Origin of the sequence: Streptomyces barringtoniae (assembly GCF_020819595.1) — a bacterium.
Classification (GTDB): Bacteria; Actinomycetota; Actinomycetes; order Streptomycetales; family Streptomycetaceae; genus Streptomyces; species Streptomyces barringtoniae.
The window spans coordinates 141,081-164,253 of record NZ_JAJHNP010000008.1 but is presented as its reverse complement, the minus strand read 5'-3'; the positions used below and the strand labels follow the sequence as shown (position 1 = coordinate 164,253).

Below are 23,173 nucleotides of genomic sequence, written 5' to 3'. Positions count from 1 at the left end.
CTGTTCCGTTGCGCGGGCGCGTTCAGTAACGCGCGCGGTTGAACCAGGCCTTGCCGTTGGAGCCGCCCACGAAGCAGGCGATCAGGATGCCGAGCACCAGGTGGATGATGCCGAGCAGCGTGAACGGGTAGAGAGCGAGCACCGCGGTGATGATGCCGAAGACCAGGGCCGTGACGCGCAGGCTGTTGCCGCCGGTGGTGAACTTCGACGCCAGGACGGCCGCCCACACCAGCCACGCGAGGGCGAGCGCCGCGAAGGCCCACATCACGCCGACCGGGTAGTCCCGGAGGGTCGAGGGGACGGAGCTGTCGTTGTTGGCCTTGTTGAGGGCCACACCGGCGAAGGCGAAGATCGCCACGCCGATCACCTGCAGACCGACGATCACCCACAGCAGCACACGGGCCGCGCTGACGTTGCCCGGCATGGCGGTCATCGGGGCGCCGGCGCCGTACGGCTGCTGGACCGGAGGGGCGGCCGGGTAGCCGTAGCCGGGCTGCTGCTGCGACTGGGCCGGGTAGCCGTAGCCGGGCTGCTGGCCCTGCGGCGGGCCGTAGGGATTGTTCGGGTCACCGAAGCTCATGGCGGTGTTTCCTCCGTTGGTCGAGTGCGGGGACGAGGCGCGGCACTGCACGGAGGAGAGTTACTACAGATGCGGTCGTCCCCCCGATGAGCTGCCCGCTGCACTGTGCTTCTCATCGTTCTTGACCGGTTACTGACTTGTCCAGCCAGATGACGCAGGTGTTGTGCAAGTGCAACATCGTCGATCATCCGCCGACATTGCGGTACCGCGCCCGGCCACCCGGATTGGAACCGGGGGCGGGTCATCCGCGAGGATGGGGGGTATGACCGCCCAGATTCTCGATGGCAAGGCCACCGCAGCCGCGATCAAGTCCGATCTGACCGCCCGCGTGGCGGCGCTGAAGGAGAGGGGCGTCACGCCCGGCCTCGGCACGATCCTGGTCGGGGACGACCCCGGCAGCCAGAAGTACGTCGCCGGCAAGCACCGCGACTGCGCGCAGGTGGGCATCGCCTCCATCCAGCGCGAGCTGCCGGCCACCGCCACCCAGGAGGAGATCGAGGCGGTCGTCCGCGAGCTGAACGAGGACGCGGCCTGCACCGGTTACATCGTCCAGCTGCCGCTGCCCAAGGGCATCGACGAGAACCGCATCCTGGAGCTGATGGACCCGGCCAAGGACGCCGACGGCCTCCACCCGATGAACCTCGGCCGGCTGGTCCTGAACGAGCCGGCCCCGCTGCCCTGCACCCCCAACGGCATCCTCACCCTGCTGCGCGCGCACGGCGTGGAGATCAAGGGCGCCGAGGTCGTGGTCGTCGGCCGCGGTGTCACCATCGGCCGGCCGATGCCGCTGCTGCTCACCCGCCGCAGCGAGAACGCCACCGTGACCCAGTGCCACACCGGCACCCGCGATCTGTCCGCCCACCTCAAGCGGGCCGACATCATCATCGCCGCGGCGGGCTCCCCGCACCTGATCCGCGCCGAGGACGTCAAGCCGGGCGTCGCCGTCCTGGACGTCGGTGTCTCCCGCAACGCCGAGGGCAAGATCATGGGTGACGTCCACCCGGACGTCACCGAGGTGGCCGGCTGGATCTCCCCGAACCCCGGTGGCGTGGGCCCGATGACCCGGGCGCAGCTGCTGGTCAACGTGGTCGAGGCGGCGGAGCGCAGTGTCGGCTGAGGGCGCCCGCGCGGGGGCGGTCACCCGCGGTACGCACAGCGCCGAGGAGCGTCCGAAGCGGACCACCCGCCGCTTCCCGAGGATCACCAGGGACACCGCGCGGCCCGAGGGCGGCGGCCGGGCCGCGCCCGGTGACGCCCCGGCCCCGGCGCGGCAGTGGCCCCTGCTCGTGGTGCTCGGCGGGGTCGCGTTCGGCCTGCTGCTGACCTCCCTCGACGCCTTCCGCGCCGGCACCCTGGTGATCGGCGCGGCCCTGCTGGCCGGCGCGGTCATGCGCTGGATACTTCCGAGCGTCGGCATGCTCGCCGTGCGCTCCCGTTTCACGGACATCGCCACCTACGGCGTCCTCGGCCTCGCGATCGTCCTGCTGGCGTTGATGGCCCAGCCGGATCCGCGGCTGCAGATCCCGTTCCTGAAGGACCTCCTGCACGTCACGCTCAGCAGCAACAAGTAGCCGAGTCCGCGCCGCCGGTGGCCCGCCTCCCCCTGGGACGCGGGCCACCGGCGCATCCCCCGTCCCTGCGAGCGTACGGCCGCCCGCCCGGAGTCCGCCTCCCCCGGCGGGACGAACTGCCGTACCTCCCTGGGCGGGTAGGCCGCCGGTTCCTGCAACTTCCGCTGTACCGCGCAGGGTTGACTCCGGCCTCCGGCCTTGGGCGTTACCCTGCGGCGATGCGACCGCCGACCCCCCGCCCGCTCGTCGTGGACACGCTGATCGCGGTCGCCATGGCCGTGGTCGCCGTGCTGCTCGGGCAGGAGTCGCGGTCGCAGGGCTGGCCGGAACTCGACGCCCGCGCCTACGTCCTGGTCGCCCTCGCCCATCTGCCGGTCGCCCTGCGCGGCCGGTGGCCCCTCGCCGTCTTCGCCGTCGTGCAGGCCGCCGCGATCCTCTACATCACCCTCGGCTACTGGCCGGTGGTGTGCACCTTCGGCTCCATGCTCGCGCTGTACACCGTCGCCTCCGTACGCCCCGTGCGCACCGCCCTGGTCTGCGCGGCCTGCATGACCGGGGTCTGGGCGTACGCCGGGGTGGTCAGCCACACCCCGTCCATGGCGTCCGTGCTCGGCCAGGCCCTGCTCTACTGCTCGGTGCTGGTCTGGTTCGGGCACCTGGCCCGCCGCTCCGCCGAACTCACCCGGCGGCTGCGCGCCGAACAGGCCGAGCGGGCCCGGCGAGCGGTCACCGAGGAACGGGGCCGGATCGCCCGCGAGCTGCACGACGTGGTCGCCCACCACATGTCCGTCATCTCGGTGCAGGCCGGCCTCGCCCGGTTCGTCTTCGACTCCAACCCGGGCCGGGCACGCGGCGCCCTCGGCACCATCGCGGACACCAGCGGCGAGGCCCTGGAGGAGCTGCGCCGCATGCTGCAGGTGCTGCGCGAGGCGGACCCCGAGGCGCCCGAGCGTGCCCCCATGCCCACGCTGGCCCGGCTCTGCGAACTCCTCGACCGGGTCCGGGCCGGCGGACTGCCCGTGGACCTCACCGTGGCGGGCACCGAGCGCCCGCTGCCGCCCGGCGTCGAACTGTGCGCCTACCGGGTCGTCCAGGAAGCCCTCACCAACGCCCTCAAACACGCGGGTCCGGCGCACGCGCGCGTGGAACTCCGGTACGGCGCCCACGAGCTGACCGTGTGCGTCACCGACGACGGGCAGGGGACGATTCCGGCCAGAGTGCCGGCGGGCGGTGGCCACGGCTTGATCGGCATGCGCGAACGGGCCAAGCTCTACGGCGGGACGATCGCGGTCGGCCCACGCTCCGAGGGCGGCTTCGAGGTCCTGCTGACCCTGCCCACCTCGGCCGCCGAGCGCGGCGGCACGGGCGTACCGGAGGCGGAGCGGTAGGGACGGCGCCGGCAACGGGACGGCGCACGGCGAGGGGACGTCCGTACGGCATGACCAGAGTGCTCGTCGTCGACGACCAGTTCCTCATCCGCGCCGGACTCGCCGGCCTGCTGGAGGCCGCGCCCGGCTTCGAGGTCGTCGGCGAGGCCGCGGACGGCGAGGAGGCCGTACGGCTCGCCGCCGAGACCCGCCCCGACGTGATCCTCATGGACATCCGGATGCCCGGGGTCAACGGCATCGAGGCCACCGAGCGGATCCTCGCCGAGGCCGACGGCCGCCCGCCCCGGGTGCTGGTGCTGACCACCTTCGACCTCGACGAGTACGTGTACGGGGCCCTGCGCGCCGGGGCCTCCGGGTTCCTGCTGAAGGACTCCGGGCCCGAGCGGCTGCTCGCCGCGGTCACCGCGGTCGAGGGCGGCGACGCGCTGTTCGCGCCCAGCGTCACCCGGCGCCTGGTCGAGGCGTTCGCCCGCCGGCAGGCCCCGGCCCCGGCCGAGCCGGCCCCGCCCGACCTCGCCGTCCTCACCTCGCGTGAGACGGAGGTCCTCAAGCTCACCGCCCGCGGCCTGTCCAACGTGGAGATCGCCGACCGCCTCTACATCAGCGAGGCCACCGTCAAGACCCACCTCAACCGCACGATGAGCAAGCTCGACCTGGGCAGCCGGGCCCAGGCGGTCGTGCTGGCGTACGAGACGGGACTGGTGACGCCGGGCGGCTGAACGGGCGTGCGGGTCAACGGTGGCCCGCCCCCTCCCCCGACGAGGGGCGGGCCGCCGTCACAACTCAGCCTTCCCCGACGGGAACTGCCTGTTCAACGCCTGTCTGCGCGCTGTGGCACGGAAGTGACCGTTCCGCTACCGTGTCCGCGCACTGCCACATGTGTCCTCACCGTGTCGATGTCTTGACAGTTCGGGATACGTTGGGGCATGACCGGCGGCCGTGTTGCTCCCGTGCGCCCCCACTCCGGGAACTGGGATCCCGAGTCGGCGCATCCTTGTGGGTAGCCAGGACGGGGAAACGCCGGGGGTATGCCGGGGGGAAGCAAGAGGGGGAATCGATGCCTCGCTGGAAGGATCTGCCCGAGGATCTGGACCCGCAGATCAAGGAGTTCACCCAGCAGGTGCGGCGGCTGGTGGACCGCAGCGGCCTGAGCGTCGCGGCACTCGCCGACCGCACGGGCTACAGCAAGACGTCCTGGGAGCGTTACCTGGGCGGCCGGCTCCTCGCGCCCAAGGGCGCGATCGTCGCTCTCGCCGAGGTCACCGGCACCAACCTCGTGCACCTGACCACGATGTGGGAGCTGGCCGAACGCGCCTGGAGCCGGGCCGAGATGCGGCACGACCGCACCATGGAGGCGATCCGCATCTCCCAGGCGCGCGCCGCGCTCGGGGAGTTCGGGGCGGCCGAGGCGACCGGCGGCCCGTCCGGCCGCAAGGGCGCCGGCGCACCCATGGGCATCGCCGGCCCGGCCGGCGTCTCCCCGACGATCCCCACCCAGCCGACGGCCCCCGACGCCGACGCACGGGATGAACCGGGACGCACACGAGACCGCACCGACGGTTCCCTCCGGGGACCGGGCGGTGGCGTGGGGCAGGGGCAGGGGCCGGGGCCTGCTTCGGACGCCGGTTCGTGGCGTGACTCGGGCGACGGCTCGGGGCGTGGTGCGGGTGACGGTTCGGGCCGTGGTCCCGGCGGCGGTTCCGGTCGGGGGCCGGGCGGTGGCGTGGGGCAGGGACCGGGCGGCGGTTCGGGGCATGTTTCGGGGCGTGGTCCGGGCGGGCGGCCGGAAGATGGTTCGGATCGTGGTTCGGGCGGCGGTTCGGGGCGTGGGCCGGGAGATGGATCAGGGCGTGGCTCGGGCGCCGGAGTGGGCCGGGGGCCGATCGACGCAGCAGGTCTGGGTGCCGCCGACGGCGTGGGCCGGGGGCCGGTCGACGGAGCGGGCCGGGGTACGGCTGACGGAGTGGGCCGAGGGGTGTCCGGCAGTGTGGGCCGGGCGGTGTCCGACAGCGCGGGTCTGGGGACGGACGATGCGGTGGGACCCGGTCGGGACGGAGTCGGGCGCGGCGGGACCTCGAGGGGCAACTCCTGGGGGCTGGCCGGGTATCAGGGGCCGTCCAAGGCGAGCACCCGTCCCGACGGCGGGGCGTCCGCAGGGGCCGGCGCCACTGGCGCGAGCGGTGCGCGGCCCGTCGGCTCGCCCGAGGGTCCCGGCTGGACCCAGGCCAATCCGACCCCGTACGACGGCCTGCCACAGGAGCCCCGGCCCGGTGGGGGTACCCCAGCCCCGGGGAACGCCGGCAGACAGCGGGTGATCATGTTCCTCGCGGGGCTCGTCGGCGTGCTCGTCGTCATCGGCGCCGTCTTCTTCTTCACCAACCGGGGCGGAGCGAAGCACGACAACGCCGCCGGGCGACAGTCCCCGAGTGCCACGGCGCACGCGACCCCGCCGCCAGGGGTCAAGTGCACCGGCTCCGCCTGCGACGGCAAGGACGCCGAGGCCATGGGGTGCAGCGGCGACCTGGTGACCACCGCCAAGACCGCCACCGTCGGCACCACCACCCTGGAGGTCCGCTACAGCAAGGCCTGCGGCGCCGCCTGGGGCCGTATCACCGGGGCCGCCCAGGGCGACAAGGTCCAGGTCTCCGCCGGGAAGGCCCGGCAGACCGGCGAGACCTCCGGAGTGGGCGACACCATCGCCTACACCCCGATGGTCGCCGTGAAGGACGCGGCAGAGGCCAAGGCCTGCGCGACGCTGGCGTCCGGGCGGACGGGGTGCACCAAGTAGGGCGAACGGCGCACCGGGCAAGGCGCACCGCTCAGGGCGCTACGGACAAGGCGGCGCCCCGGAAGCAGACGCGGCGGGCGCCGTCGGTCCGGCCGGCACGGCGCGCCCCGACAGCGCGCTCGGGCCGTGGCGATCCGGGCGACGGGGCGGCTCCAACAAGGCAGACGCGGGACGGCACATCGCCGTACGCCGTGCGTAAGACGTGCGTGGACGGCGTGCGGGAAATCGGGAGGATGAAATTCCGGGGCCGGGTGCATGGCGGGCCGGATTCTGGGCACGCGGCCCAATACCCCCACGGGAGTCCGGCGATCCGGTACCCCCACCTGGCGGCCGTCTCCGTCCTCTCCCCCCTCTCCCGGACGGGCGGCCGCCCCTTCAATCGGGCACTCCTCCGACTTGTGGGGTGAGCCACAGGACCCTGCGCGTCTCGCATGCCGGATGCGCGATAGCCTGACCGCTGGATCGATCTCTTGACGCCAAGAGATCGATCATCCGCCCGGGGCAGGGACGCCCCACCGCCAGCTGTCATACGGAGAACGCCATGACCCGCACTCCCGTGAACGTCACCGTCACCGGCGCGGCCGGCCAGATCGGTTACGCCCTGCTCTTCCGCATCGCCTCCGGCCAGCTGCTCGGCGCGGACGTTCCGGTCAAGCTGCGCCTCCTGGAGATCACGCCCGCCCTCAAGGCCGCCGAGGGCACGGCCATGGAGCTGGACGACTGCGCCTTCCCGCTGCTCCAGGGCATCGACATCACCGACGACCCGAACGTCGCCTTCGACGGCGCCAACGTAGCCCTCCTGGTCGGTGCCCGGCCCCGCACCAAGGGCATGGAGCGCGGCGACCTCCTCGAGGCCAACGGCGGCATCTTCAAGCCGCAGGGCAAGGCCATCAACGACCACGCCGCGGACGACATCAAGGTCCTGGTCGTCGGCAACCCGGCCAACACCAACGCGCTCATCGCGCAGGCCGCCGCGCCGGACGTCCCGGCCGAGCGCTTCACCGCGATGACCCGCCTGGACCACAACCGCGCGCTCACGCAGCTCGCGAAGAAGACGGGTTCGACGGTCGCCGACATCAGGCGTCTGACCATCTGGGGCAACCACTCCGCGACCCAGTACCCGGACATCTTCCACGCCACGGTCGCCGGCAAGAACGCCGCCGAGGTCGTGAACGACGAGAAGTGGCTGGCCGAGGACTTCATCCCGACCGTCGCCAAGCGCGGTGCCGCGATCATCGAGGCCCGCGGTGCGTCTTCCGCGGCCTCCGCCGCCAACGCCGCGATCGACCACGTGTACACCTGGGTCAACGGCACCGCCGAGGGCGACTGGACCTCCATGGGCATCCCGTCGGACGGCTCCTACGGCGTTCCGGAGGGCCTGATCTCCTCGTTCCCGGTCACCACCAAGGACGGCAAGTACGAGATCGTCCAGGGCCTGGACATCAACGAGTTCTCCCGCGCCCGCATCGACGCGTCCGTCAAGGAGCTCGAGGAGGAGCGCGAGGCGGTTCGCGGCCTCGGCCTGATCTGAACCCCTTGGGCCCCGCTCCGGTTTTCTGCTGGAGCGGGGCCCACGTGTTTTTGCGGCTATCGGCCGTAGGGCTGGGACGTCGTTGCCGGGTGCGGGTCCCTCGTGGTTGCTCGCGCAGTTCCCCGCGCCCCTTCGGGGCGCCTTTTTCCAGGGCGCCTTCCATATCCCGCCACCACCAGCGCCGTTGCCCCCAGCACCACCACCCCCACCGTCCGCAGCGCCGGCCCCATGCCGTGGAGCAGGTCCGTGTGGGCCGACAGCACCGTGCCGGTGACGGCGACGCCCAGCGCGGCGCCCGTCTCGCGGGCCGTGGTGCCGAGACCGGAGCCGAGGCCCGCCTGGTGGGCCGGGAGGGAGGTGACCACGCCGACGGTCAGCGCGGGCATGGACAGCCCGGCGCCGGCCGAGATGACCAGCAGCCAGCAGACGAACACCGCGTACGGTGTGCCCGCGTCGGCCGTGGACGCGCCGAGCAGGCCGAGGCCGATCAGGGCGAGACCGGTGCCGATGACCGCGCGGGGGCGGCCGGCCCAGCGGGTGGCCAGCTTCTGGGCCACGGCCATCCCGAAGACCAGGGGCATGATCGCCACCCCGGTGACGGCGGCGCCGTAGCCTTTCACGCCCTGCAGGTACTGCGAGTTGACGAAGAACAGGGAGAACAGGCCGAAGAAGCCGGTGGCCGTGCCGAGGGAGGCCGCCCGCAGCCGTGCGGAGGTGAAGACCCGCGGGTCGAAGAGGGGGGCCGCCGAGCGCAGGGCGTGCAGGGTGAAGGCGGCGATCAGCAGCGCGCCCGATGCGAAGGCGCCCAGGATGCGTGCGGAGGTCCAGCCGTACGTCGGGCCCTCGATGATGCCGAACAGGACCGCCACCAGGCCCGCCGTCAGCAGCAGGGTGCCGAGGGGGTCGGGGCTGCTCCGGGCGGAGCGTTCGGTGCGCGGGACCGTGGCCGAGACGGCCACCGCCAGGACGGCGGCGAGCGGGACCATCACCGCGAACAGGGCGCGCCAGGTGAGGAACTGCCCGGCCAGGCCGCCGCCCAGGTTGCCGGCCGCGCCGCCCAGGCCGATCGACAGGGTCCAGGCGCCCATCGAGCGGGCCCGGTGCTCGGGTGCGGACAGCTGCATCAGGATCGAGAGGGTGGCCGGGGTGATCAGGGCCGCTCCGGCGCCGGACAGTCCACGCCCGGCTATCAGGACGGCCGGGCCGGTCGCGAGCGCGCTGGTGGCGGCGCCCGCCGCGAACAGGGCGAGCCCGGCGAGCAGGGCGCCCTTGCGGCCGTACCGGTCGCCGAGCGCGCCGGCCGGGACGAGCAGGCCCGCGAAGACGATGACGTAGGCGTCGACGGTCCACAGGATCTCGGTGTGCGAGGGGTGCAGGGACGACGAACTCAGCTGCGGGATGAGGAGGTTGATGGCGGCGACCATGCTCTGCGCGACCAGGACGCAGGCGCACAGCGCGAGCAGGACGGGGCGTTTCAGGGCGTGCGTGGGCACGGCTCCTCCCGGGAGCTTCGGTGGGTGGTGTGGGATGCGCCCTCACCGTAGGCTCGCCGGTGACCTGCTTTCCAGTGCAACCTTTGCAAGGGATTCCTGCACATGACGCAATCCGCCGGACTCGACCTGAACCTGCTGGTCGCGCTGGAGGTGCTGCTGGAGGAACAGAGCGTGCAGGGCGCCGCCCACCGGCTGCATCTGTCCGAACCCGCCATGAGCCGTACCCTCGGCCGGATCCGCAAGGCGCTCGGCGATCCGGTCCTGGTGCGCGCCGGACGCCGGATGGTGCCCACTCCGCACGCGCTGGCCGTACGGGCCGAGGTGAGCGCGGTGGTGGAGCGCGCCCGGGCCCTGTTCGCGCCGGGCCGCGACACCGACGTGCGGACGGTCTCCCGCACCTTCACGATCCTCGGCCACGACGCGATCGCCGCCACCCACGGCGCCGCCCTCTTCGCCCGCGCCGCCCGCGAGGCCCCCGGCATCCGGCTGCGCTTCCTGTCCGAGAGCCATGTGGACGTCCCGCTCCTGCGCCAGGGCACCGCAGACCTGGAGGTCGGGGTGATCGACACGACCGCGCCCGAGGTGCACCGGGAGACGGTGTACGAGGAGCGCATGCTGGGCGTCGTACGGCCCGGACACCCGCTGCTCGACGGGGAGTTGACGCCCGGGCGGTTCGCCGGGGAGGCCGGTCATCTCGTCGTCTCCCGGCGCGGCAGGCAACGCGGTCCGATCGACGACGCCCTGGCCGAACTCGGTCTCGCCCGCCGGGTGGTGGGCAGCGTCGGCACCTACCCGGCCTCGCTGTTCGTGCTGCGCGAGACCGACCTGATCGGGCTGATCACCACCTACAGCCGCCCGATGGCCGACTCCCTCGGCCTGGTCACCTTCGAGATCCCGCTGCCGCTGCCCGCGGTCGAGGTGGGTTTCGCCTGGCACCCCCGGCACGACGCCGACCCCGCCCACGCCTGGCTGCGCGGCTGTGTACGGGAGTTGATGACCGAGGTGTCAGGCGCCGTCCTCGGCGCGTAGCCGCTTCTCGAACCAGTGGCCGCCGTAGACGTCGTCGTTGTAGCGCGGGATCTCCGCGTACCCGCACGCCCGGTACATCGCCTGCGCCTCGGTGAGCACGGCGTGCGTGTCCAGGCGTACGACCGCCAGGCCGCGCGCCAGCGCCGCCTGCTCCAGCCCCGCCAGCAGCCGCCGCGCGAGCCCCAGCCGGCGCGCCTCGGGGTGCACCCACACATGCCGGATCTCGCCGACCCCGGGGGCGAGGCGTCTGAGGGCCCCGCAGCCCACCGGGCGCTGCTCCTCGTACGCCACCAGGAAGGCGCCGGCGTCGCCGGTCACCTCCTCGGGGCGTACCAGGGCCGCCTTGTCGTAGCCCTCGGGGAAGCGCGCGTCGATGTCCGCCGCGTAGGCGTCCAGGCAGGCCCGCGCGTCGGCCGAGGCGCCGTCGACGGTCTCCACGGTGATCCCGGCCAGCCGAAGCAGCCGCTCCGCGGTCGCCATGGCGGCGGTCAGCTCGGCCCGCTGGGCGGGGCCGAGGCCTTCGAGGAGACCGGCGGCGAGGGCGTCCGCCCGGCGTTGCTGCTCGGCGACCTCGGCGCGGCCGGCCGGGGTCGGCTCGACCAGCCGCAGCCGGTTGTCGTGCGCCGGCACCACGAGCCGGACCAAGCCCTGCGCCTGAAGGGCCTTCGTCATCCGGCTCAGGTAACCGGCGTCCAGACCGAGCCGCCGGCGCAGCTCCCGCAGGGACGCGCCCTCGCCGATCTCGAACAGCAGCCGGGCCTCGCCGAGCGGACGGTCCTGCCCGAGGTAGTGGTCGTCCAGGACGCCGATGCGGCGGGTGAAGTACCGGTTGAAGCGGCGGAAGGCGGCCACGTCCTCCGCCTGGACCGGCGGTCTTTGACTCTGGTCAAAGGATGCCATTCCTTGACTGTAGTCAGAGACCTCCGTCGCGTCCACGGCACCGACGGCCCGGTCTCACGGTGTGGAGTCCGGCGGATCGCTGTGCGTGGCGTGCCGGGGACGGCTCCTGGCCGAGATCTGGCCGACGAGTTCCCAGAAACACACCAGGGCGGTGACCGGCGGAATCCCGAAGATCACTAACGAGAGCAGCGCATGCGACGAGTGGCTGACGCACAGCGCCACGGCCATCGCGGAAGCGGCCAGCACGACGCACCAGGACCGGCGCGCACTGCGGCGCTGAGCGGTGGCCCGCAGGACGGAGAGGGCGGCCACGAACCACGGCCCGTACACCGTCAGCGGCCAGCACTGCGCCAGTCCCGACGGCAGCACCGACGAGGCGATTTCGCGCAGCTGTCCGTAGGAATAGCAGACGGACCAGCCCAGCATGCACACCGCGCACACGGACACCGTCGCGATCAGCAGCGTGATGTGGGTGACGCGCCGGCCGCCGTCGAGCAGATGGTCCTGCCGGAGCCGGCGGCGGCTGACCCTGCGCGGGTGCGGCAGGTCCAGGGGGGTGGCGACGGGGCTGACGCTGGTCGGCGTGGACAGTATCTGGGCCAGTTCCTCGACGGGGTCCCAGTCGTTCGGCGCGATGTCCGGTTCCGGGATGTTCCAGGTGTCCATCGGTTTACCTCCGTACCCCCGCCTCAGTACGCCCTGTACAGAGCCGCCATCGTCCGCCGATATTCATTTTCCATGGTGTTGATTTTTTTCAGGAAATCGTCGAGAAGGTCCGAGCACGAGGTGAGATCCGCCTCCACGCCCCAGCGCAGCATGGTCGTCGTATGATCCTCGGCCGTGAGCCAGTCCAATCGCATCACGGTCAGCTAACGACCACCGGTGGAGGTGGGCTCTGGGGCATTCGGGGGAATGCGGTGACCCGGAAGTGGGGACTATTGAGTCCCCGTTGACGCGTGATCGAAGGAATTATAAATGCGCGGCCAATTGTATTCCGTGAATACTCGAATCAAATGGCCGGGATGTTGATGATCGGGTGCGGGTCGATGTGACACCGCGCACTTTCGGGCCTCGATCACGCATGCGGGACGCCGGTCCTGGGCAGGCGGCGACGGTCCCCGAGCGTGACACGCATGTCACACAGGGGCATGGATCAGGAACGGAAGGCAACACCGAACATGGCGGACACAACGGCACGACAGGCCCAGGCGACCATCCACGCGGGAGGCGAGTGGCTGGCAGGGATCTCCGGCGCGACGCGCGAGATCCTCGACCCCGCGGACGCCCGGCCGTTCGCCGTGGTCGCCGAGGGCGACGAGAAGGACGCCGAGCGCGCGGTCGCCGCGGCGCGGCAGGCCTTCGACCACGGCCCCTGGCCGCACACCCCGGTCGCCGAACGCGCCGCCCTGCTGCGCCGCGCCGCCGACCTCCTGGTGCGTGACCGCGAGGAACTCGGCCTGCTGGAGAGCCGGGACGCGGGCAAGACCGTCGAGGAGGGCCGGATCGACATCGACTGCGTCGCCGACGCCTTCCGCTACTTCGCCGACCTGGTCGCCGCCGAGGCGCCGGGCCGGGTCGTGGACGCGGGCTCCCCCGACATCCACAGCGTCGTCGTGCACGAGCCGGTCGGCGTCTGCGCGCTGATCACCCCCTGGAACTACCCGCTCCTGCAGGCCAGCTGGAAGATCGCCCCGGCGCTCGCCGCCGGCAACACCTTCGTGATCAAGCCCAGCGAGATCACCCCGATGACCACCGTCGCGCTGATCGAGCTGCTGGCGGAGGCCGGACTGCCCGCAGGCGTGGCCAACCTCGTCACCGGCCCCGGCCACACCGTGGGCGCCCGCCTCGCCGAGCACCCCGACGTCGACCTGGTCTCCTTCACCGGCGGCCTGGCCAGCGGCACCAAGGTGGCCCAGGCCGCCGCCCCGACCGTGAAGAAGGTCGCCCTCGAACTCGGCGGCAAGAACCCCAACGTCGTCTTCGCCGACGCCTGCGCCACCGAGGAAGGCTTCGACACCGCCGTCGACCAGGCCCTCAACGCCGCCTTCATCCACAGCGGCCAGGTCTGTTCGGCCGGCGCGCGCCTCATCGTCGAGGAATCGATCAGGGACCGTTTCGTCGCCGAACTCGCCCGCCGCGCACGGAAGATCAGGCTCGGCCGCGGCACCGCGGACGGCGTCGAGTGCGGCCCGCTCGTCTCCGAGCAGCAGCGTGCCAAGGTCGAGGCGTACGTTGCCTCCGCGCTGGCAGAAGGCGCCGTACTGCGCTGCGGCGGCAAGCGGCCGGAGCCCGGTGAGGACCGTCCGGAGTCCGGCTACTTCTACGAGCCGACCGTCCTCGACGCCTGCCACCGCGAGATGAAGGTCGTCCGCGAGGAGGTCTTCGGCCCGCTCCTCACCGTCGAGACCTTCCGCACCGAGGAGGAAGCCGTCCTCCTCGCCAACGACACCGAGTACGGCCTCGCCGGCGCCGTGTGGACCACCGACCCCGGCAAGGCCCGCCGCGTCGCCGGCCGGCTGCGCCACGGCACCGTCTGGATCAACGACTTCCACCCCTACCTGCCGCAGGCGGAGTGGGGCGGCTTCGGCCGCAGCGGTACCGGCCGCGAGCTGGGGCCCGCCGGACTCGCCGAGTACCGCGAGGCCAAGCACGTCTACCAGAACCTCGCGCCGAAGCCCGTGCGCTGGTTCGCCGGCTGAGCCCCTGCCTTTTCCGCACCCCTGGAGTAGTACCCCCATGCCCGAGACCCCCCACGTCTACGACTACGTCGTCATCGGCGGCGGCACCGCAGGCTCCGTCATCGCCTCCCGCCTCACCGAGAACCCGGACGTCACCGTCGCCGTCATCGAGGGCGGCCCGAGCGACGTCGGCCGCGACGACGTCCTCACCCTGCGCCGCTGGATGGGCCTGCTCGGCGGCGACCTCGACTACGACTACCCGACGGTGGAGCAGCCACGCGGCAACTCCCACATCCGGCACAGCCGCGCCCGCGTCCTCGGCGGCTGCTCCTCCCACAACACCCTCATCTCCTTCAAACCGCTGCCGTCCGACTGGGACGAGTGGGAGGAGGCCGGCGCCAAGGGCTGGGGCGCCGTCCCCATGGAGGCCTACTTCGCCCGCCTGAAGAACAACATCGTCTCCGTCGACGAGAAGGACCGGAACGCCATCGCCCGCGACTTCGTCGACGCCGCCCGGGCCGCGCTCGGCGTTCCCCGCGTCGAGGGCTTCAACAGGAAGCCGTTCACCGAGGGCGCCGGCTTCTTCGACCTCGCCTACCACCCCGAGAACAACAAGCGCTCCTCGGCCTCGGTGGCCTACCTGCACCCGGTGATGGACGAGCGCCCCAACCTCACCGTCCTGCTGGAGACCTGGGCGTACGAGCTCGAGCTGAACGGCACCCGCGCCGAGGGCGTCCACGTGCGCACCAAGGACGGCGAGGAACTGCTGGTCCGGGCCCGGAGCGAGGTCGTGCTGTGCGCCGGCGCCGTGGATTCGCCCCGCCTGCTGCTGCACTCGGGCATCGGGCCCCGCCAGGACCTCGAAGAGCTGGGCATCCCGGTCGTCCACGACCTGCCCGGCGTCGGCGAGAACCTGCTGGACCACCCCGAGTCGGTCATCGTCTGGGAGACCCACGGCCCGATCCCGGAGAACTCGGCGATGGACTCCGACGCGGGCCTGTTCGTGCGCCGCGACCCCGGACACGCGGGCCCGGACCTGATGTTCCACTTCTACCAGGTCCCGTTCACGGACAACCCGGAACGGCTCGGGTACGAACGCCCCTCGTACGGCGTCTCGATGACCCCGAACATCCCCAAGCCGAAGAGCCGCGGCCGCCTCTACCTCACCAGCGCCGACCCGTCCGTCAAGCCCGCCCTCGACTTCCGCTACTTCACCGACGAGGACGACTACGACGCCCGGACCCTGGTCGACGGCATCCGCATCGCCCGTGAGATCGCCAGGACCGAGCCGCTGGCGGGCTGGCTCAAGCGCGAGGTGTGCCCCGGCCCCGAGATCCGGGACGACGCCGAACTCAGCGAGTACGCCCGCAAGGTCGCGCACACCGTCTACCACCCGGCCGGCACCTGCAAGATGGGCGCCGCCGACGACGAACTCGCCGTAGTGGACCCGGAGCTGAGAATCCGCGGCCTCGACGGCATCCGCATCGCCGACGCATCCGTCTTCCCGACCATGACCGCCGTCAACCCGATGATCGGGGTGCTCATGGTCGGGGAGAAGGCCGTCGACCTTATCGGAGGTGACGCCCGATGACCCTCACCGTCCCCACCCGCAAGCCGCCCACCAACGACACCCCCGTCTTCTCGGTCTCCGGCCTGTGGAAGGTCTTCGGCCCCAAGCCGCGGCGGATACCCGACGACCCCGAGCTGGCCGCCCTCGAACCCGCCGACCTGCGCGCCCGCACGGGCTGTACGGCCGCCGTCCGCGACGTCTCCTTCGACGTCCGCAAGGGCGAGGTCTTCGTGGTCATGGGCCTGTCGGGCTCCGGCAAGTCCACCCTGGTCCGCTGCCTCACCCGCCTGATCGAACCGACGGCGGGCACGATCTCCATCGACGGCGAGGACGTCCGCGCGATGGACAAGACCCGCCTGCGCGACCTGCGCCGGCACCGGGCCGCCATGGTCTTCCAGCACTTCGGCCTGCTCCCGCACCGCACCGTCCTGGACAACGTGGCGTACGGCCTGGAGATCCAGGGCGTGGGCAAGGCCGAGCGGCGCGAGCGGGCCGCCGAGGTCGTCGCCAAGGTCGGCCTCGAAGGCATGGAACACCGCCGCCCCGCCCAGCTCTCCGGCGGCCAGCGCCAGCGCGTGGGGCTCGCACGGGCGCTGGCAGTCGACCCCGAGGTGCTGCTGTTCGACGAGCCGTTCAGCGCCCTCGACCCGCTCATCCGGCGCGACATGCAGGACGAGGTGGCCCGCCTGCACCGCGAGGAGGGCCGCACGATGGTCTTCATCACCCACGACCTCGCCGAGGCCCTCAAGCTGGGCGACCGCATCGCCCTGATGCGCGACGGCAAGGTCGTCCAGCTGGGCAGCCCCGAGGAGATCGTGGGCTCCCCGGCCGACGACTACGTCCGCGAGTTCGTCCGGGACGTGCCGCGCGAGCAGGTGATGACGGTGCGAACGGCCATGAAGCCGGGCGCCTGCGGCGGCCCGGAGCACCCGGGCGCGCTGGCCCCGGACGCGGTGGTCGTGGACGCGATCAGGACCGTGGCCGAGACCGGCGCAGCGGCGTGCGTGGTGGAGGACGGCACCTGCGTCGGGACCGTGGACCACGAGCTGCTGCTGGACGTCGTGGCCGGCGTGGACGTGGGCGTACCCGGCCCCCGGACCAGCCCGGAGGCCGTCTGATGGCAACGCTGACCGTCCCGGCCTCCCGGACGAACATCCCCCGCCTCCTCAAGAGCAGAACCGCGGCCAAGCTGCTCCTCCTCGCGCTCGTCACCGCCGTACTCCTGCCGCTGCTCCACGGCGGATCCTGGCCCCACGACCTGACCGTCAGCCTGGACAAGCCCCTCACCGGCGCCAGCAACTGGGTGATCGACAACCGCGACAGCCACCCCCTGTTCCTCTACTTCTTCGGCTACATCAGCAACGCGGTCGTGCTCTCCGTGCGAGCCGTCTACCTCACCCTGCTCGCCGCGGGCTGGACCGGCGTCACGGCGTTCGGCGCCCTGCTCGCCTGGCGCGTCGCCGGCCCGCGCCTCGCCGCCGGCACCGCGATCGCCTTCCTGGCCTGCGGCGCCCTCGGCATGTGGGTGCCGACCATGCAGACCCTCGCGCTGATGGTCGTCGCGGTCCTCGCCTCCGTGGTCGTCGGCGCGCTCCTCGGCCTCGCCGCCGGCCTGTCCGACCGCCTGGACCGCGCCCTGCGTCCGGTCCTGGACACCATGCAGGTGCTCCCGGCCTTCGCCTACCTCCTCCCCGTCGTCCTGGTCTTCGGCATCGGCGTCCCCGCGGCCGTGCTCGCCACCGTCGTGTACGCCGCCCCGCCGATGGCCCGCCTCACCGCGCTCGGCCTGCGCGGCGCCGACCCCGAGGTCCTGGAGGCCGTGGAGTCGCTCGGCGCGACCCGCCGCCAGCGGCTGCTGACCGCCCGTATCCCGCTGGCCCGGGGAGAACTCCTCCTCGGCCTCAACCAGACGATCATGATGGCGCTGTCCATGGCCGTCATCGCCTCGGTCATCGGCGCCGGCGGCCTCGGCGACCGCGTCTACCAGGCACTCGCCTCGGTCGACGTCGGCCAGGCACTCGCCGCCGGCATCCCGATCGTGCTGCTCGCGATCGTCCTCGACCGCGTGACCGGAGCGGCAGGCGACGGCACCTCGCGCCCGAAGACCATCGGCCGGGCCTACGCCCTGGCCGTCACCGTGGCGGTCGCCCTGGCCGCCCGGCTCCTCGGCCGCCTCGACTGGCCCTCCGGCTGGACCCTGAACATCGCCGAACCGGTCAACCGCGCCGTCGACTGGATGACCAACCACCTCTACTCCGGCGTCCCGGTCATCGGCGGTACGGCCGACTGGGCGGGCCACTTCACCACCTGGATCCTGGACCCCGTCCGCGGCGGCCTGCAGTGGCTGCCCTGGTGGTCGGTGCTGCTGATCGTCGCCGCGCTGGCCTGGACGATCGGCACCTGGCGCACCGCCCTGACCGCCGTCCTCGCCATGGCCGCGATCGGTGTGCTCGGTGTCTGGGACCCGGCCCTCGACACGCTCTCCCAGGTGCTCGCCGCCGTAGCCGTGACGCTCGTCCTCGGCTTCGCGACCGGCATCGCCGCCGCGCGCAGCGACCGCGTCGAACGCGCGCTGCGCCCGGTCCTGGACGTCTTCCAGACCATGCCGCAGTTCGTGTACCTGATCCCGGTCGTCGCCCTGTTCGGCGTCGGCCGCGCCCCCGCCGTCGCCGCGGCCGTCGTCTACGCGCTGCCCGCCGTCGTCCGGATCACCGCCCAGGGCCTGCGCCAGGTCGACCCGGCCGCGCTGGAGTCGGCGCGCTCGCTCGGCGCGACCGGCCGGCAGCAGCTGTGGCAGGTCCAACTCCCGCTCGCCAAGCGGTCGTTGCTGCTCGCCGTCAACCAGGGCGTGGTCCTGGTCCTCGCCGTCGTCATCATCGGCGGCCTGGTCGGCGGCGGCGCCCTCGGCTACAACGTGGCCTTCGGTCTCGCCCAGGGCGACCTGGCGACCGGTCTGGTGGCCGGTGGGGCGATCGTCTGCCTGGGCCTGATGCTCGACCGGGTGACCCAGCCGACCGAGCGACGCGCGACGAAGGGAGCCTGACATGCGCGCACGTACGACACTCGCGGTGGGCTCACTGCTGCTGCTGACGGTGACCGGCTGCGGCGCCGCCGACATGACCAAGCAGGCCAGCCCGTTCGCGAACGCCCGGGGCTCGAAGACCGTCACCCTGTCCGTGCAGTCCTGGGTGGGCGCCCAGTCCAACGTCGCCGTCGCCCAGTACATCCTGGAGCACAAGCTGGGCTACCGCGTCGACACCGTCCAGGTCGACGAGGTGCCCGCCTGGGACGCGCTCAGCCAGGGCCGTGTCGACGCCATCCTGGAGGACTGGGGGCACCCGGACCAGGAGAAACGGTACGTCGAGGACAAGAAGACGATCGCGCGCGGCGGCGGCCTCGGCGTGACCGGCCACATCGGCTGGTACGTCCCCACCTACCTCGCCAAGCAGCACCCGGACATCACCGACTGGAGAAACCTCAACAAGTACGCCTCCCTCTTCCGCACCGCGGAGAGCGGCGGCAAGGGCCAGCTGATGGACGGCTCCCCGTCGTACGTCACCAACGACAAGGCGCTGGTGAACAACCTGAAGCTGAACTACCAGGTCGTCTTCGCCGGGTCCGAGGCCGCCCAGATCACCCAGATGAAACAGTTCGCCAAGCAGCACAAGCCCTTCCTGACGTACTGGTACGCCCCCCAGTGGCTGTTCAAGAAGGTCCCCATGACGGAGGTGAAGCTGCCGCCGTACAAGGACGGCTGCGACGCGGACGCCGCGAAGGTCGCCTGTGCCTATCCGCACACCCCGCTGCAGAAGTACCTCAACGCCGGCTTCGCCGCGTCGGGCGGCAAGGCGGCGGCCTTCCTGAAGAAGTTCAGCTGGACGACCGAGGACCAGAACGAGGTCTCCCTGATGATCGCCGACCAGAAGCTCTCGCCCCAGGACGCGGCGAAGAAGTGGGCGGACAGCCACCCCGACGTGTGGAGGAAGTGGCTGTCCTGACGCCGTTATCCCCTGAGGGCGTCGGCGAGGTCCTGGACCGCCGCGGTGGCCCGCCGCTGCAGTCCCGGGCCGAACGTGATGCGGGTGGCCCCGAGTTCGCCGAGTTCGGCGGACGAGGGGCCGTCCGCGTCCAGGCGGGCCAGCGCGTTCAGCGGGCCCTGGATGCCGGACCGCAGCAGCGGTAGTACGCCGACGGGGGCGAGGATCGGATAGATGCAGTCCGCGCCCGCCGCCACGTACAGAGCGGCCCGCTCGATGGCCCGCTCGGGATCCCTGTCGCCGTGGACGAAGACGTCCACGCGGGCGTTGACGAACAGCCGGTCGGCGGCGGCCGAGCGGACCTCGGCGAGGAACTCGGCCTGCTCCTGCGGGTCCTTGAGGACACCCCCGTCGGAGTCCTCGAGGTTGCAGCCGACGGCGCCGGCCTCCAGCAGCCGCTCCACGATCTCCTTCGGCGCGAGCCCGTACCCGCACTCGATGTCCGCCGACACCGGCACGTCCACCGCCCTCGCGATCCGGGTGACCGCGGCGAACATCTCGTCGGCCGGGGTGCCCCCGTCCGCGTACCCGAGCGCGGCGGCCACCCCGGCGCTCGGCGTGGCCAGCGCCGGGAACCCCGCCTCCTCGAACACCCGCGCACTGGCCGCGTCCCAGGGGCCGGGTAGGACCAGCGGATCACCCTGGGCACGCCGCAGATGCAGCGCGCGGAACTTCTCGACCTTGCTCGTGCCGATCTTGCTCATGGCTGGTAACCCCCCGGTGGAACACGGCGGCCGACCGTCAGTCGGTTCCAGGACGTCGGCACAGTGACCGCCGCGACTCACTGGTGCTGCGCCGGCTGGTAGTGGCCCGGGGTCATCCGGGTGGTCACACCGAACCGGTTCCAGGCGTTGATCACCGTGATCGCGGCGATCAGCTGGGCCAGCTCGGCCTCCTCGAAGTGCGTGGCCGCCTTCTCGTACACCTCGTCCGGCACGAATCCGTCGGTCAGGACGGTGATCGCCTCGGTCAGCTCGATCGCCGCCAGTTCCTTCTCCGTGTAGAAGTGCCTCGACTCCTCCCAGGCGCTGAGCTGCACGATCCGCTGCACGCTCTCACCGGCCACGAGCGCGTCCTTGGTGTGCATGTCGAGGCAGAAGGCGCAGTGGTTGAGCTGTGAGGCGCGGATCTTCACCAGCTCGTACAGCTGGGCGTCCAGCCCCTGCTTGGCGGCGGTGTCCAGCCGGACCATCGCCTTGTACACCTCGGGGGCGTGCTTGGCCCAGGCAAGTCGCGGGGCCTGCTCGGTGGCGTACTCGACGGTTTCCTCTGCAGTACTCACGCCTTCGACCCTATGAGCGAGGCAGCCCAGGAGTATGGTCCATTTCCATGGTGGAATCCTGGGCCACTCTGGGCGTCGACCTGCACCTGGAACCGGCCGGCTCCGGCGGCCTGCGCCGGGGCCTGACCGACGCCCTGCGCGAGGCCGTCCGCACCGGCCGCCTCGCCCCCGGCACCCGGCTGCCCTCCTCCCGCACCCTCGCCGCCGACCTCGGCATCGCCCGCAACACCGTCGCCGAGGCCTACGCCGACCTGGTGGCGGAGGGCTGGCTCACCGCCCGGCAGGGCTCGGGCACGCGGGTGGCGGAAGGGGCCGCGGCCGTCCCGCCGTCCGGTACCGCGGCGACCGGGACGCCCGGCCGGGGAGCGGCCCCCCGCCGTGGGGAACCGGCCCGTCCGACGTACAGCCTCGTCCCCGGCATCCCCGACCTCGCCGCCTTCCCGCGCGCCGCATGGCTCAGGGCCGCCCGCCGCGCCCTCGCCACCGCCCCGTACCACGCCCTCGGCTACGGCGACCCGCGCGGCCGCCCCGAACTGCGCACCGCCCTCGCCGGCTATCTCGCCCGGGTACGCGGTGTCCGCACCGACCCGGAGCGGGTGCTGATCACCTCCGGTTTCGCACACGCGCTGCGCCTGACCGGCACTCTGCTGCGGGCGCGCGGGGTGCGGACGGTGGCGGTCGAGTCGTACGGCCTCGACGCGTACTGGAGCCTGCTGCAGCGGTCCGGACTGACCACACCGCCCCTCCCGTACGACGAACTCGGCACCGACACAGGGGCGTTGGGCGGGCAGGGCGCGGTCCTGCTGACCCCCGCCCACCAGTTCCCCATGGGCACGCCCCTGCACCCCGACCGGCGGGCCGCCGTCGTGGACTGGGCACGGCGCACCGGCGGGCTGATCCTGGAGGACGACTACGACGGCGAGTTCCGCTACGACCGCCAGCCCGTCGGCGCCCTGCAGGGCCTCGACCCCGACCGCGTGATCTACTTCGGCACCGCCAGCAAGTCACTGGCCCCCGGACTGCGGCTGGGCTGGATGGTCCTGCCGGCGTCCCTGGCGGAGGAGGCGGCCTCGGCCAAGGGCGGCATCGACACCGTCGGGGTGCTCGAACAGTTCACCCTCGCCGAGTTCATCACCTCCGGCGCGTACGACCGTCACGTCCGCTCCTCCCGACTGCGCTACCGGCGCCGCCGTGACGCCCTCGCCGCCGCCGTCTCCGCCGGCGCCCCCGAGGTGACGGTCACCGGCGTCGCCGCGGGCCTGCACGCGGTACTGCGCCTGCCGGCGGGCATGGAACAGTCGGTGGTCCAGGCCGCGAGCTGGCAGGGCCTGGCCCTGCACGGCCTCGCCTTCCACCGCCACCCGGAGGCCGTCGCCGAGCCGCTGGACGCGCTGGTGGTGGGCTACGCGACGCCGCCGGACAGCGCATGGGCGGGGGCGTTGGACGCGCTGTGCAGGGTGTTGCCGTAGGACACCGGGGCGGCCTCAGGCCTCCTCGGCCACCGTCGGCGCCTCCCCGAACCGGGCCAGCGCCAACGCCCCCACCACGGCCACCAGGAATCCCAGCACCGCCAGCCAGGCGAGCCCCTCCTTCGTACGGTCGCCCAGCCACACCACGCCCACGGCCGCCGGACCGATGGTCTCGCCGATCACCAAGCCGGCGGTGGCGGTGGTCACCGAGCCCCGTTGCAGGGCCGAGGTGAGCAGCATGAACGCCGCGCCTCCTCCGATCAGCAGCGCATAGGCCGCCGGGTTGGTCAGGAGATCCAGCGGTGCCAGGCTGTCGACCAGCCGGACCGACACCTCCACCACCCCGAACCCGAAGCCGGCTCCCAGCCCGAGCACGAGCGCCCGGCTCGTGCCGGACAGCCGCCCGCCCGCGAACGCGAGCAGCAGCATGCCGACCGCGACCGCGAGCATCACGTACCGCAACGTGTCCGAACCGTCCTGGTTCCCCTCCGGACCGGACGCCAGCCCCAGCATCGCGAGGCCTGCGCACACCACGCCCACCGCGCCCCACTCCGTGCCGCTCAGCCGCACCCGCAGCAGCCGCGCCGCGACCACCGCGGTCACCGCCAGGCTCGAGGCCAGCGCCGCGCTGACCGCGTAGATCGGAAGCGAGCGCAGTGCCGCGATCTGGAACAGGAAGCCGAGCCCGTCCAGCGCGAGCCCGGCCAGGTACCGCCACTGCCGCAGCGCCCGCAGCAGCAGTGCCGCCTCACCCCCGCCGTCCGTACCGACCGCACGCGCGGCCACCGCCTGCAACACCGTCGCGGTGCCGAAGCAGACCGCCGCGCCAAGGGCGCACACCATTCCAAAGAGCACAA

General features: G+C 72.4%; 21 protein-coding genes. 13 read left to right on the top strand and 8 right to left on the bottom strand.

Going from position 1 to position 23,173, the window contains the following annotated elements:
- Nucleotides 1-22: 22 nt before the first annotated feature.
- Nucleotides 23-580 carry a hypothetical protein gene (locus LMU33_RS16405; RefSeq protein ID WP_228621129.1) on the bottom strand — a complete coding sequence of 186 codons (558 nt, stop codon included), beginning with the start codon at nt 578-580 and terminating at the stop codon, nt 23-25.
- Nucleotides 581-842: 262 nt separating this feature from the next.
- Between LMU33_RS16405 and LMU33_RS16400 the strand changes: the two genes are divergently transcribed.
- From LMU33_RS16400 to LMU33_RS16370, 6 genes are all read left to right on the top strand, one after another.
- Entirely contained in the window at nt 843-1,697 is an 855-nt protein-coding gene (locus LMU33_RS16400; protein ID WP_228621128.1) for a bifunctional methylenetetrahydrofolate dehydrogenase/methenyltetrahydrofolate cyclohydrolase, read from the top strand.
- Nucleotides 1,687-2,151 (top strand): DUF3017 domain-containing protein, encoded by a 465-nt coding sequence (locus LMU33_RS16395; RefSeq protein WP_228621127.1) that lies wholly within the window; start codon nt 1,687-1,689, stop codon nt 2,149-2,151. Before LMU33_RS16400 ends, LMU33_RS16395 begins: the two co-directional genes overlap by 11 nt.
- Nucleotides 2,152-2,369: 218 nt before the next feature.
- Nucleotides 2,370-3,539, top strand: a complete 1,170-nt coding sequence (locus LMU33_RS16390) for a sensor histidine kinase (protein ID WP_228621126.1) — start codon at nt 2,370-2,372, stop codon at nt 3,537-3,539.
- Nucleotides 3,540-3,589: 50 nt separating this feature from the next.
- Nucleotides 3,590-4,258: a response regulator gene (locus LMU33_RS16385; RefSeq protein ID WP_228621125.1), complete on the top strand. Its 669-nt coding sequence runs from the start codon at nt 3,590-3,592 to the stop codon at nt 4,256-4,258.
- A 338-nt stretch (nt 4,259-4,596) separates the two neighbouring features.
- Nucleotides 4,597-6,327, top strand: a complete 1,731-nt coding sequence (locus tag LMU33_RS41680; RefSeq protein WP_308280786.1) for a helix-turn-helix domain-containing protein — start codon at nt 4,597-4,599, stop codon at nt 6,325-6,327.
- A gap of 541 nt (nt 6,328-6,868) precedes the next feature.
- Entirely contained in the window at nt 6,869-7,858 is a 990-nt protein-coding gene (locus LMU33_RS16370) for a malate dehydrogenase (RefSeq protein WP_228621124.1), read from the top strand.
- 56 nt (nt 7,859-7,914) lie between these two features.
- Here the strand turns inward: LMU33_RS16370 and LMU33_RS16365 are convergent, their stop codons facing one another.
- Nucleotides 7,915-9,351, bottom strand: a complete 1,437-nt coding sequence (locus tag LMU33_RS16365; protein ID WP_228621123.1) for an MFS transporter — start codon at nt 9,349-9,351, stop codon at nt 7,915-7,917.
- A gap of 102 nt (nt 9,352-9,453) precedes the next feature.
- Between LMU33_RS16365 and LMU33_RS16360 the strand changes: the two genes are divergently transcribed.
- Entirely contained in the window at nt 9,454-10,380 is a 927-nt protein-coding gene (locus LMU33_RS16360; RefSeq protein ID WP_228621122.1) for a LysR family transcriptional regulator, read from the top strand.
- Here LMU33_RS16360 and LMU33_RS16355 read toward each other — a convergent pair.
- From LMU33_RS16355 to LMU33_RS16345, 3 genes are read right to left on the bottom strand one after another with little or no spacing between them, the layout of a single operon-like run.
- The gene (locus LMU33_RS16355) at nt 10,357-11,280 is read right to left on the bottom strand and encodes a helix-turn-helix domain-containing GNAT family N-acetyltransferase (protein ID WP_228621121.1); all 924 of its coding nucleotides are present in this window, start codon (nt 11,278-11,280) and stop codon (nt 10,357-10,359) included. The genes LMU33_RS16360 and LMU33_RS16355 overlap by 24 nt on opposite strands.
- Nucleotides 11,281-11,334: 54 nt before the next feature.
- On the bottom strand, nt 11,335-11,946 hold the full coding sequence (locus LMU33_RS16350) for a DUF2637 domain-containing protein (protein ID WP_228621120.1): 612 nt from the start codon (nt 11,944-11,946) through the stop codon (nt 11,335-11,337).
- A gap of 23 nt (nt 11,947-11,969) precedes the next feature.
- Nucleotides 11,970-12,134 carry a hypothetical protein gene (locus LMU33_RS16345; protein WP_228621119.1) on the bottom strand — a complete coding sequence of 55 codons (165 nt, stop codon included), beginning with the start codon at nt 12,132-12,134 and terminating at the stop codon, nt 11,970-11,972.
- A gap of 324 nt (nt 12,135-12,458) precedes the next feature.
- On the opposite strand from LMU33_RS16345, the gene LMU33_RS16340 reads away from it, so the two are divergent.
- The 5 genes from LMU33_RS16340 to LMU33_RS16320 are packed head-to-tail and all read left to right on the top strand — an operon-like array spanning nt 12,459 to nt 19,526.
- On the top strand, nt 12,459-13,979 hold the full coding sequence (locus LMU33_RS16340; RefSeq protein WP_228621118.1) for an aldehyde dehydrogenase family protein: 1,521 nt from the start codon (nt 12,459-12,461) through the stop codon (nt 13,977-13,979).
- A 37-nt stretch (nt 13,980-14,016) separates the two neighbouring features.
- Nucleotides 14,017-15,549, top strand: coding sequence for a GMC family oxidoreductase (locus LMU33_RS16335; RefSeq protein ID WP_228621117.1), 1,533 nt, complete (start codon nt 14,017-14,019; stop codon nt 15,547-15,549).
- The gene (locus LMU33_RS16330) at nt 15,546-16,646 is read left to right on the top strand and encodes a quaternary amine ABC transporter ATP-binding protein (RefSeq protein ID WP_228621116.1); all 1,101 of its coding nucleotides are present in this window, start codon (nt 15,546-15,548) and stop codon (nt 16,644-16,646) included. Before LMU33_RS16335 ends, LMU33_RS16330 begins: the two co-directional genes overlap by 4 nt.
- Nucleotides 16,646-18,571 carry an ABC transporter permease gene (locus LMU33_RS16325; RefSeq protein ID WP_228621115.1) on the top strand — a complete coding sequence of 642 codons (1,926 nt, stop codon included), beginning with the start codon at nt 16,646-16,648 and terminating at the stop codon, nt 18,569-18,571. The genes LMU33_RS16330 and LMU33_RS16325 overlap by 1 nt, the downstream gene beginning before the upstream one ends.
- 1 nt (nt 18,572) lies before the next feature.
- Nucleotides 18,573-19,526, top strand: a complete 954-nt coding sequence (locus tag LMU33_RS16320) for an ABC transporter substrate-binding protein (RefSeq protein ID WP_228621114.1) — start codon at nt 18,573-18,575, stop codon at nt 19,524-19,526.
- A gap of 5 nt (nt 19,527-19,531) precedes the next feature.
- Here the strand turns inward: LMU33_RS16320 and LMU33_RS16315 are convergent, their stop codons facing one another.
- Nucleotides 19,532-20,269 carry an isocitrate lyase/PEP mutase family protein gene (locus tag LMU33_RS16315; protein ID WP_228621113.1) on the bottom strand — a complete coding sequence of 246 codons (738 nt, stop codon included), beginning with the start codon at nt 20,267-20,269 and terminating at the stop codon, nt 19,532-19,534.
- Between the two features lie 77 nt (nt 20,270-20,346).
- Entirely contained in the window at nt 20,347-20,847 is a 501-nt protein-coding gene (locus tag LMU33_RS16310) for a carboxymuconolactone decarboxylase family protein (RefSeq protein ID WP_228621112.1), read from the bottom strand.
- 47 nt (nt 20,848-20,894) lie between these two features.
- Between LMU33_RS16310 and pdxR the strand changes: the two genes are divergently transcribed.
- The gene (gene pdxR / locus LMU33_RS16305) at nt 20,895-22,316 is read left to right on the top strand and encodes a MocR-like pyridoxine biosynthesis transcription factor PdxR (RefSeq protein ID WP_228621111.1); all 1,422 of its coding nucleotides are present in this window, start codon (nt 20,895-20,897) and stop codon (nt 22,314-22,316) included.
- A gap of 15 nt (nt 22,317-22,331) precedes the next feature.
- Here pdxR and LMU33_RS16300 read toward each other — a convergent pair whose 3' ends face one another.
- Nucleotides 22,332-23,159 (bottom strand): DMT family transporter, encoded by an 828-nt coding sequence (locus tag LMU33_RS16300; RefSeq protein ID WP_228621303.1) that lies wholly within the window; start codon nt 23,157-23,159, stop codon nt 22,332-22,334.
- Nucleotides 23,160-23,173: the final 14 nt, after the last annotated feature.

Coding starts and splice junctions, on each gene's coding strand:
- LMU33_RS16385 (WP_228621125.1), top strand. CDS start 3,590: ATGACCAGAGTGCTCGTCGTCGACGACCAGTTCCTCATCCGCGCCGGA.
- LMU33_RS16300 (WP_228621303.1), bottom strand. CDS start 23,159: ATGGTGTGCGCCCTTGGCGCGGCGGTCTGCTTCGGCACCGCGACGGTG.
- LMU33_RS16325 (WP_228621115.1), top strand. CDS start 16,646: ATGGCAACGCTGACCGTCCCGGCCTCCCGGACGAACATCCCCCGCCTC.
- LMU33_RS16340 (WP_228621118.1), top strand. CDS start 12,459: ATGGCGGACACAACGGCACGACAGGCCCAGGCGACCATCCACGCGGGA.
- LMU33_RS16370 (WP_228621124.1), top strand. CDS start 6,869: ATGACCCGCACTCCCGTGAACGTCACCGTCACCGGCGCGGCCGGCCAG.
- LMU33_RS16350 (WP_228621120.1), bottom strand. CDS start 11,946: ATGGACACCTGGAACATCCCGGAACCGGACATCGCGCCGAACGACTGG.
- pdxR (WP_228621111.1), top strand. CDS start 20,895: ATGGTGGAATCCTGGGCCACTCTGGGCGTCGACCTGCACCTGGAACCG.
- LMU33_RS16400 (WP_228621128.1), top strand. CDS start 843: ATGACCGCCCAGATTCTCGATGGCAAGGCCACCGCAGCCGCGATCAAG.
- LMU33_RS16360 (WP_228621122.1), top strand. CDS start 9,454: ATGACGCAATCCGCCGGACTCGACCTGAACCTGCTGGTCGCGCTGGAG.
- LMU33_RS16335 (WP_228621117.1), top strand. CDS start 14,017: ATGCCCGAGACCCCCCACGTCTACGACTACGTCGTCATCGGCGGCGGC.
- LMU33_RS16355 (WP_228621121.1), bottom strand. CDS start 11,280: ATGGCATCCTTTGACCAGAGTCAAAGACCGCCGGTCCAGGCGGAGGAC.
- LMU33_RS16330 (WP_228621116.1), top strand. CDS start 15,546: ATGACCCTCACCGTCCCCACCCGCAAGCCGCCCACCAACGACACCCCC.
- LMU33_RS16320 (WP_228621114.1), top strand. CDS start 18,573: ATGCGCGCACGTACGACACTCGCGGTGGGCTCACTGCTGCTGCTGACG.
- LMU33_RS41680 (WP_308280786.1), top strand. CDS start 4,597: ATGCCTCGCTGGAAGGATCTGCCCGAGGATCTGGACCCGCAGATCAAG.
- LMU33_RS16315 (WP_228621113.1), bottom strand. CDS start 20,269: ATGAGCAAGATCGGCACGAGCAAGGTCGAGAAGTTCCGCGCGCTGCAT.
- LMU33_RS16390 (WP_228621126.1), top strand. CDS start 2,370: ATGCGACCGCCGACCCCCCGCCCGCTCGTCGTGGACACGCTGATCGCG.
- LMU33_RS16405 (WP_228621129.1), bottom strand. CDS start 580: ATGAGCTTCGGTGACCCGAACAATCCCTACGGCCCGCCGCAGGGCCAG.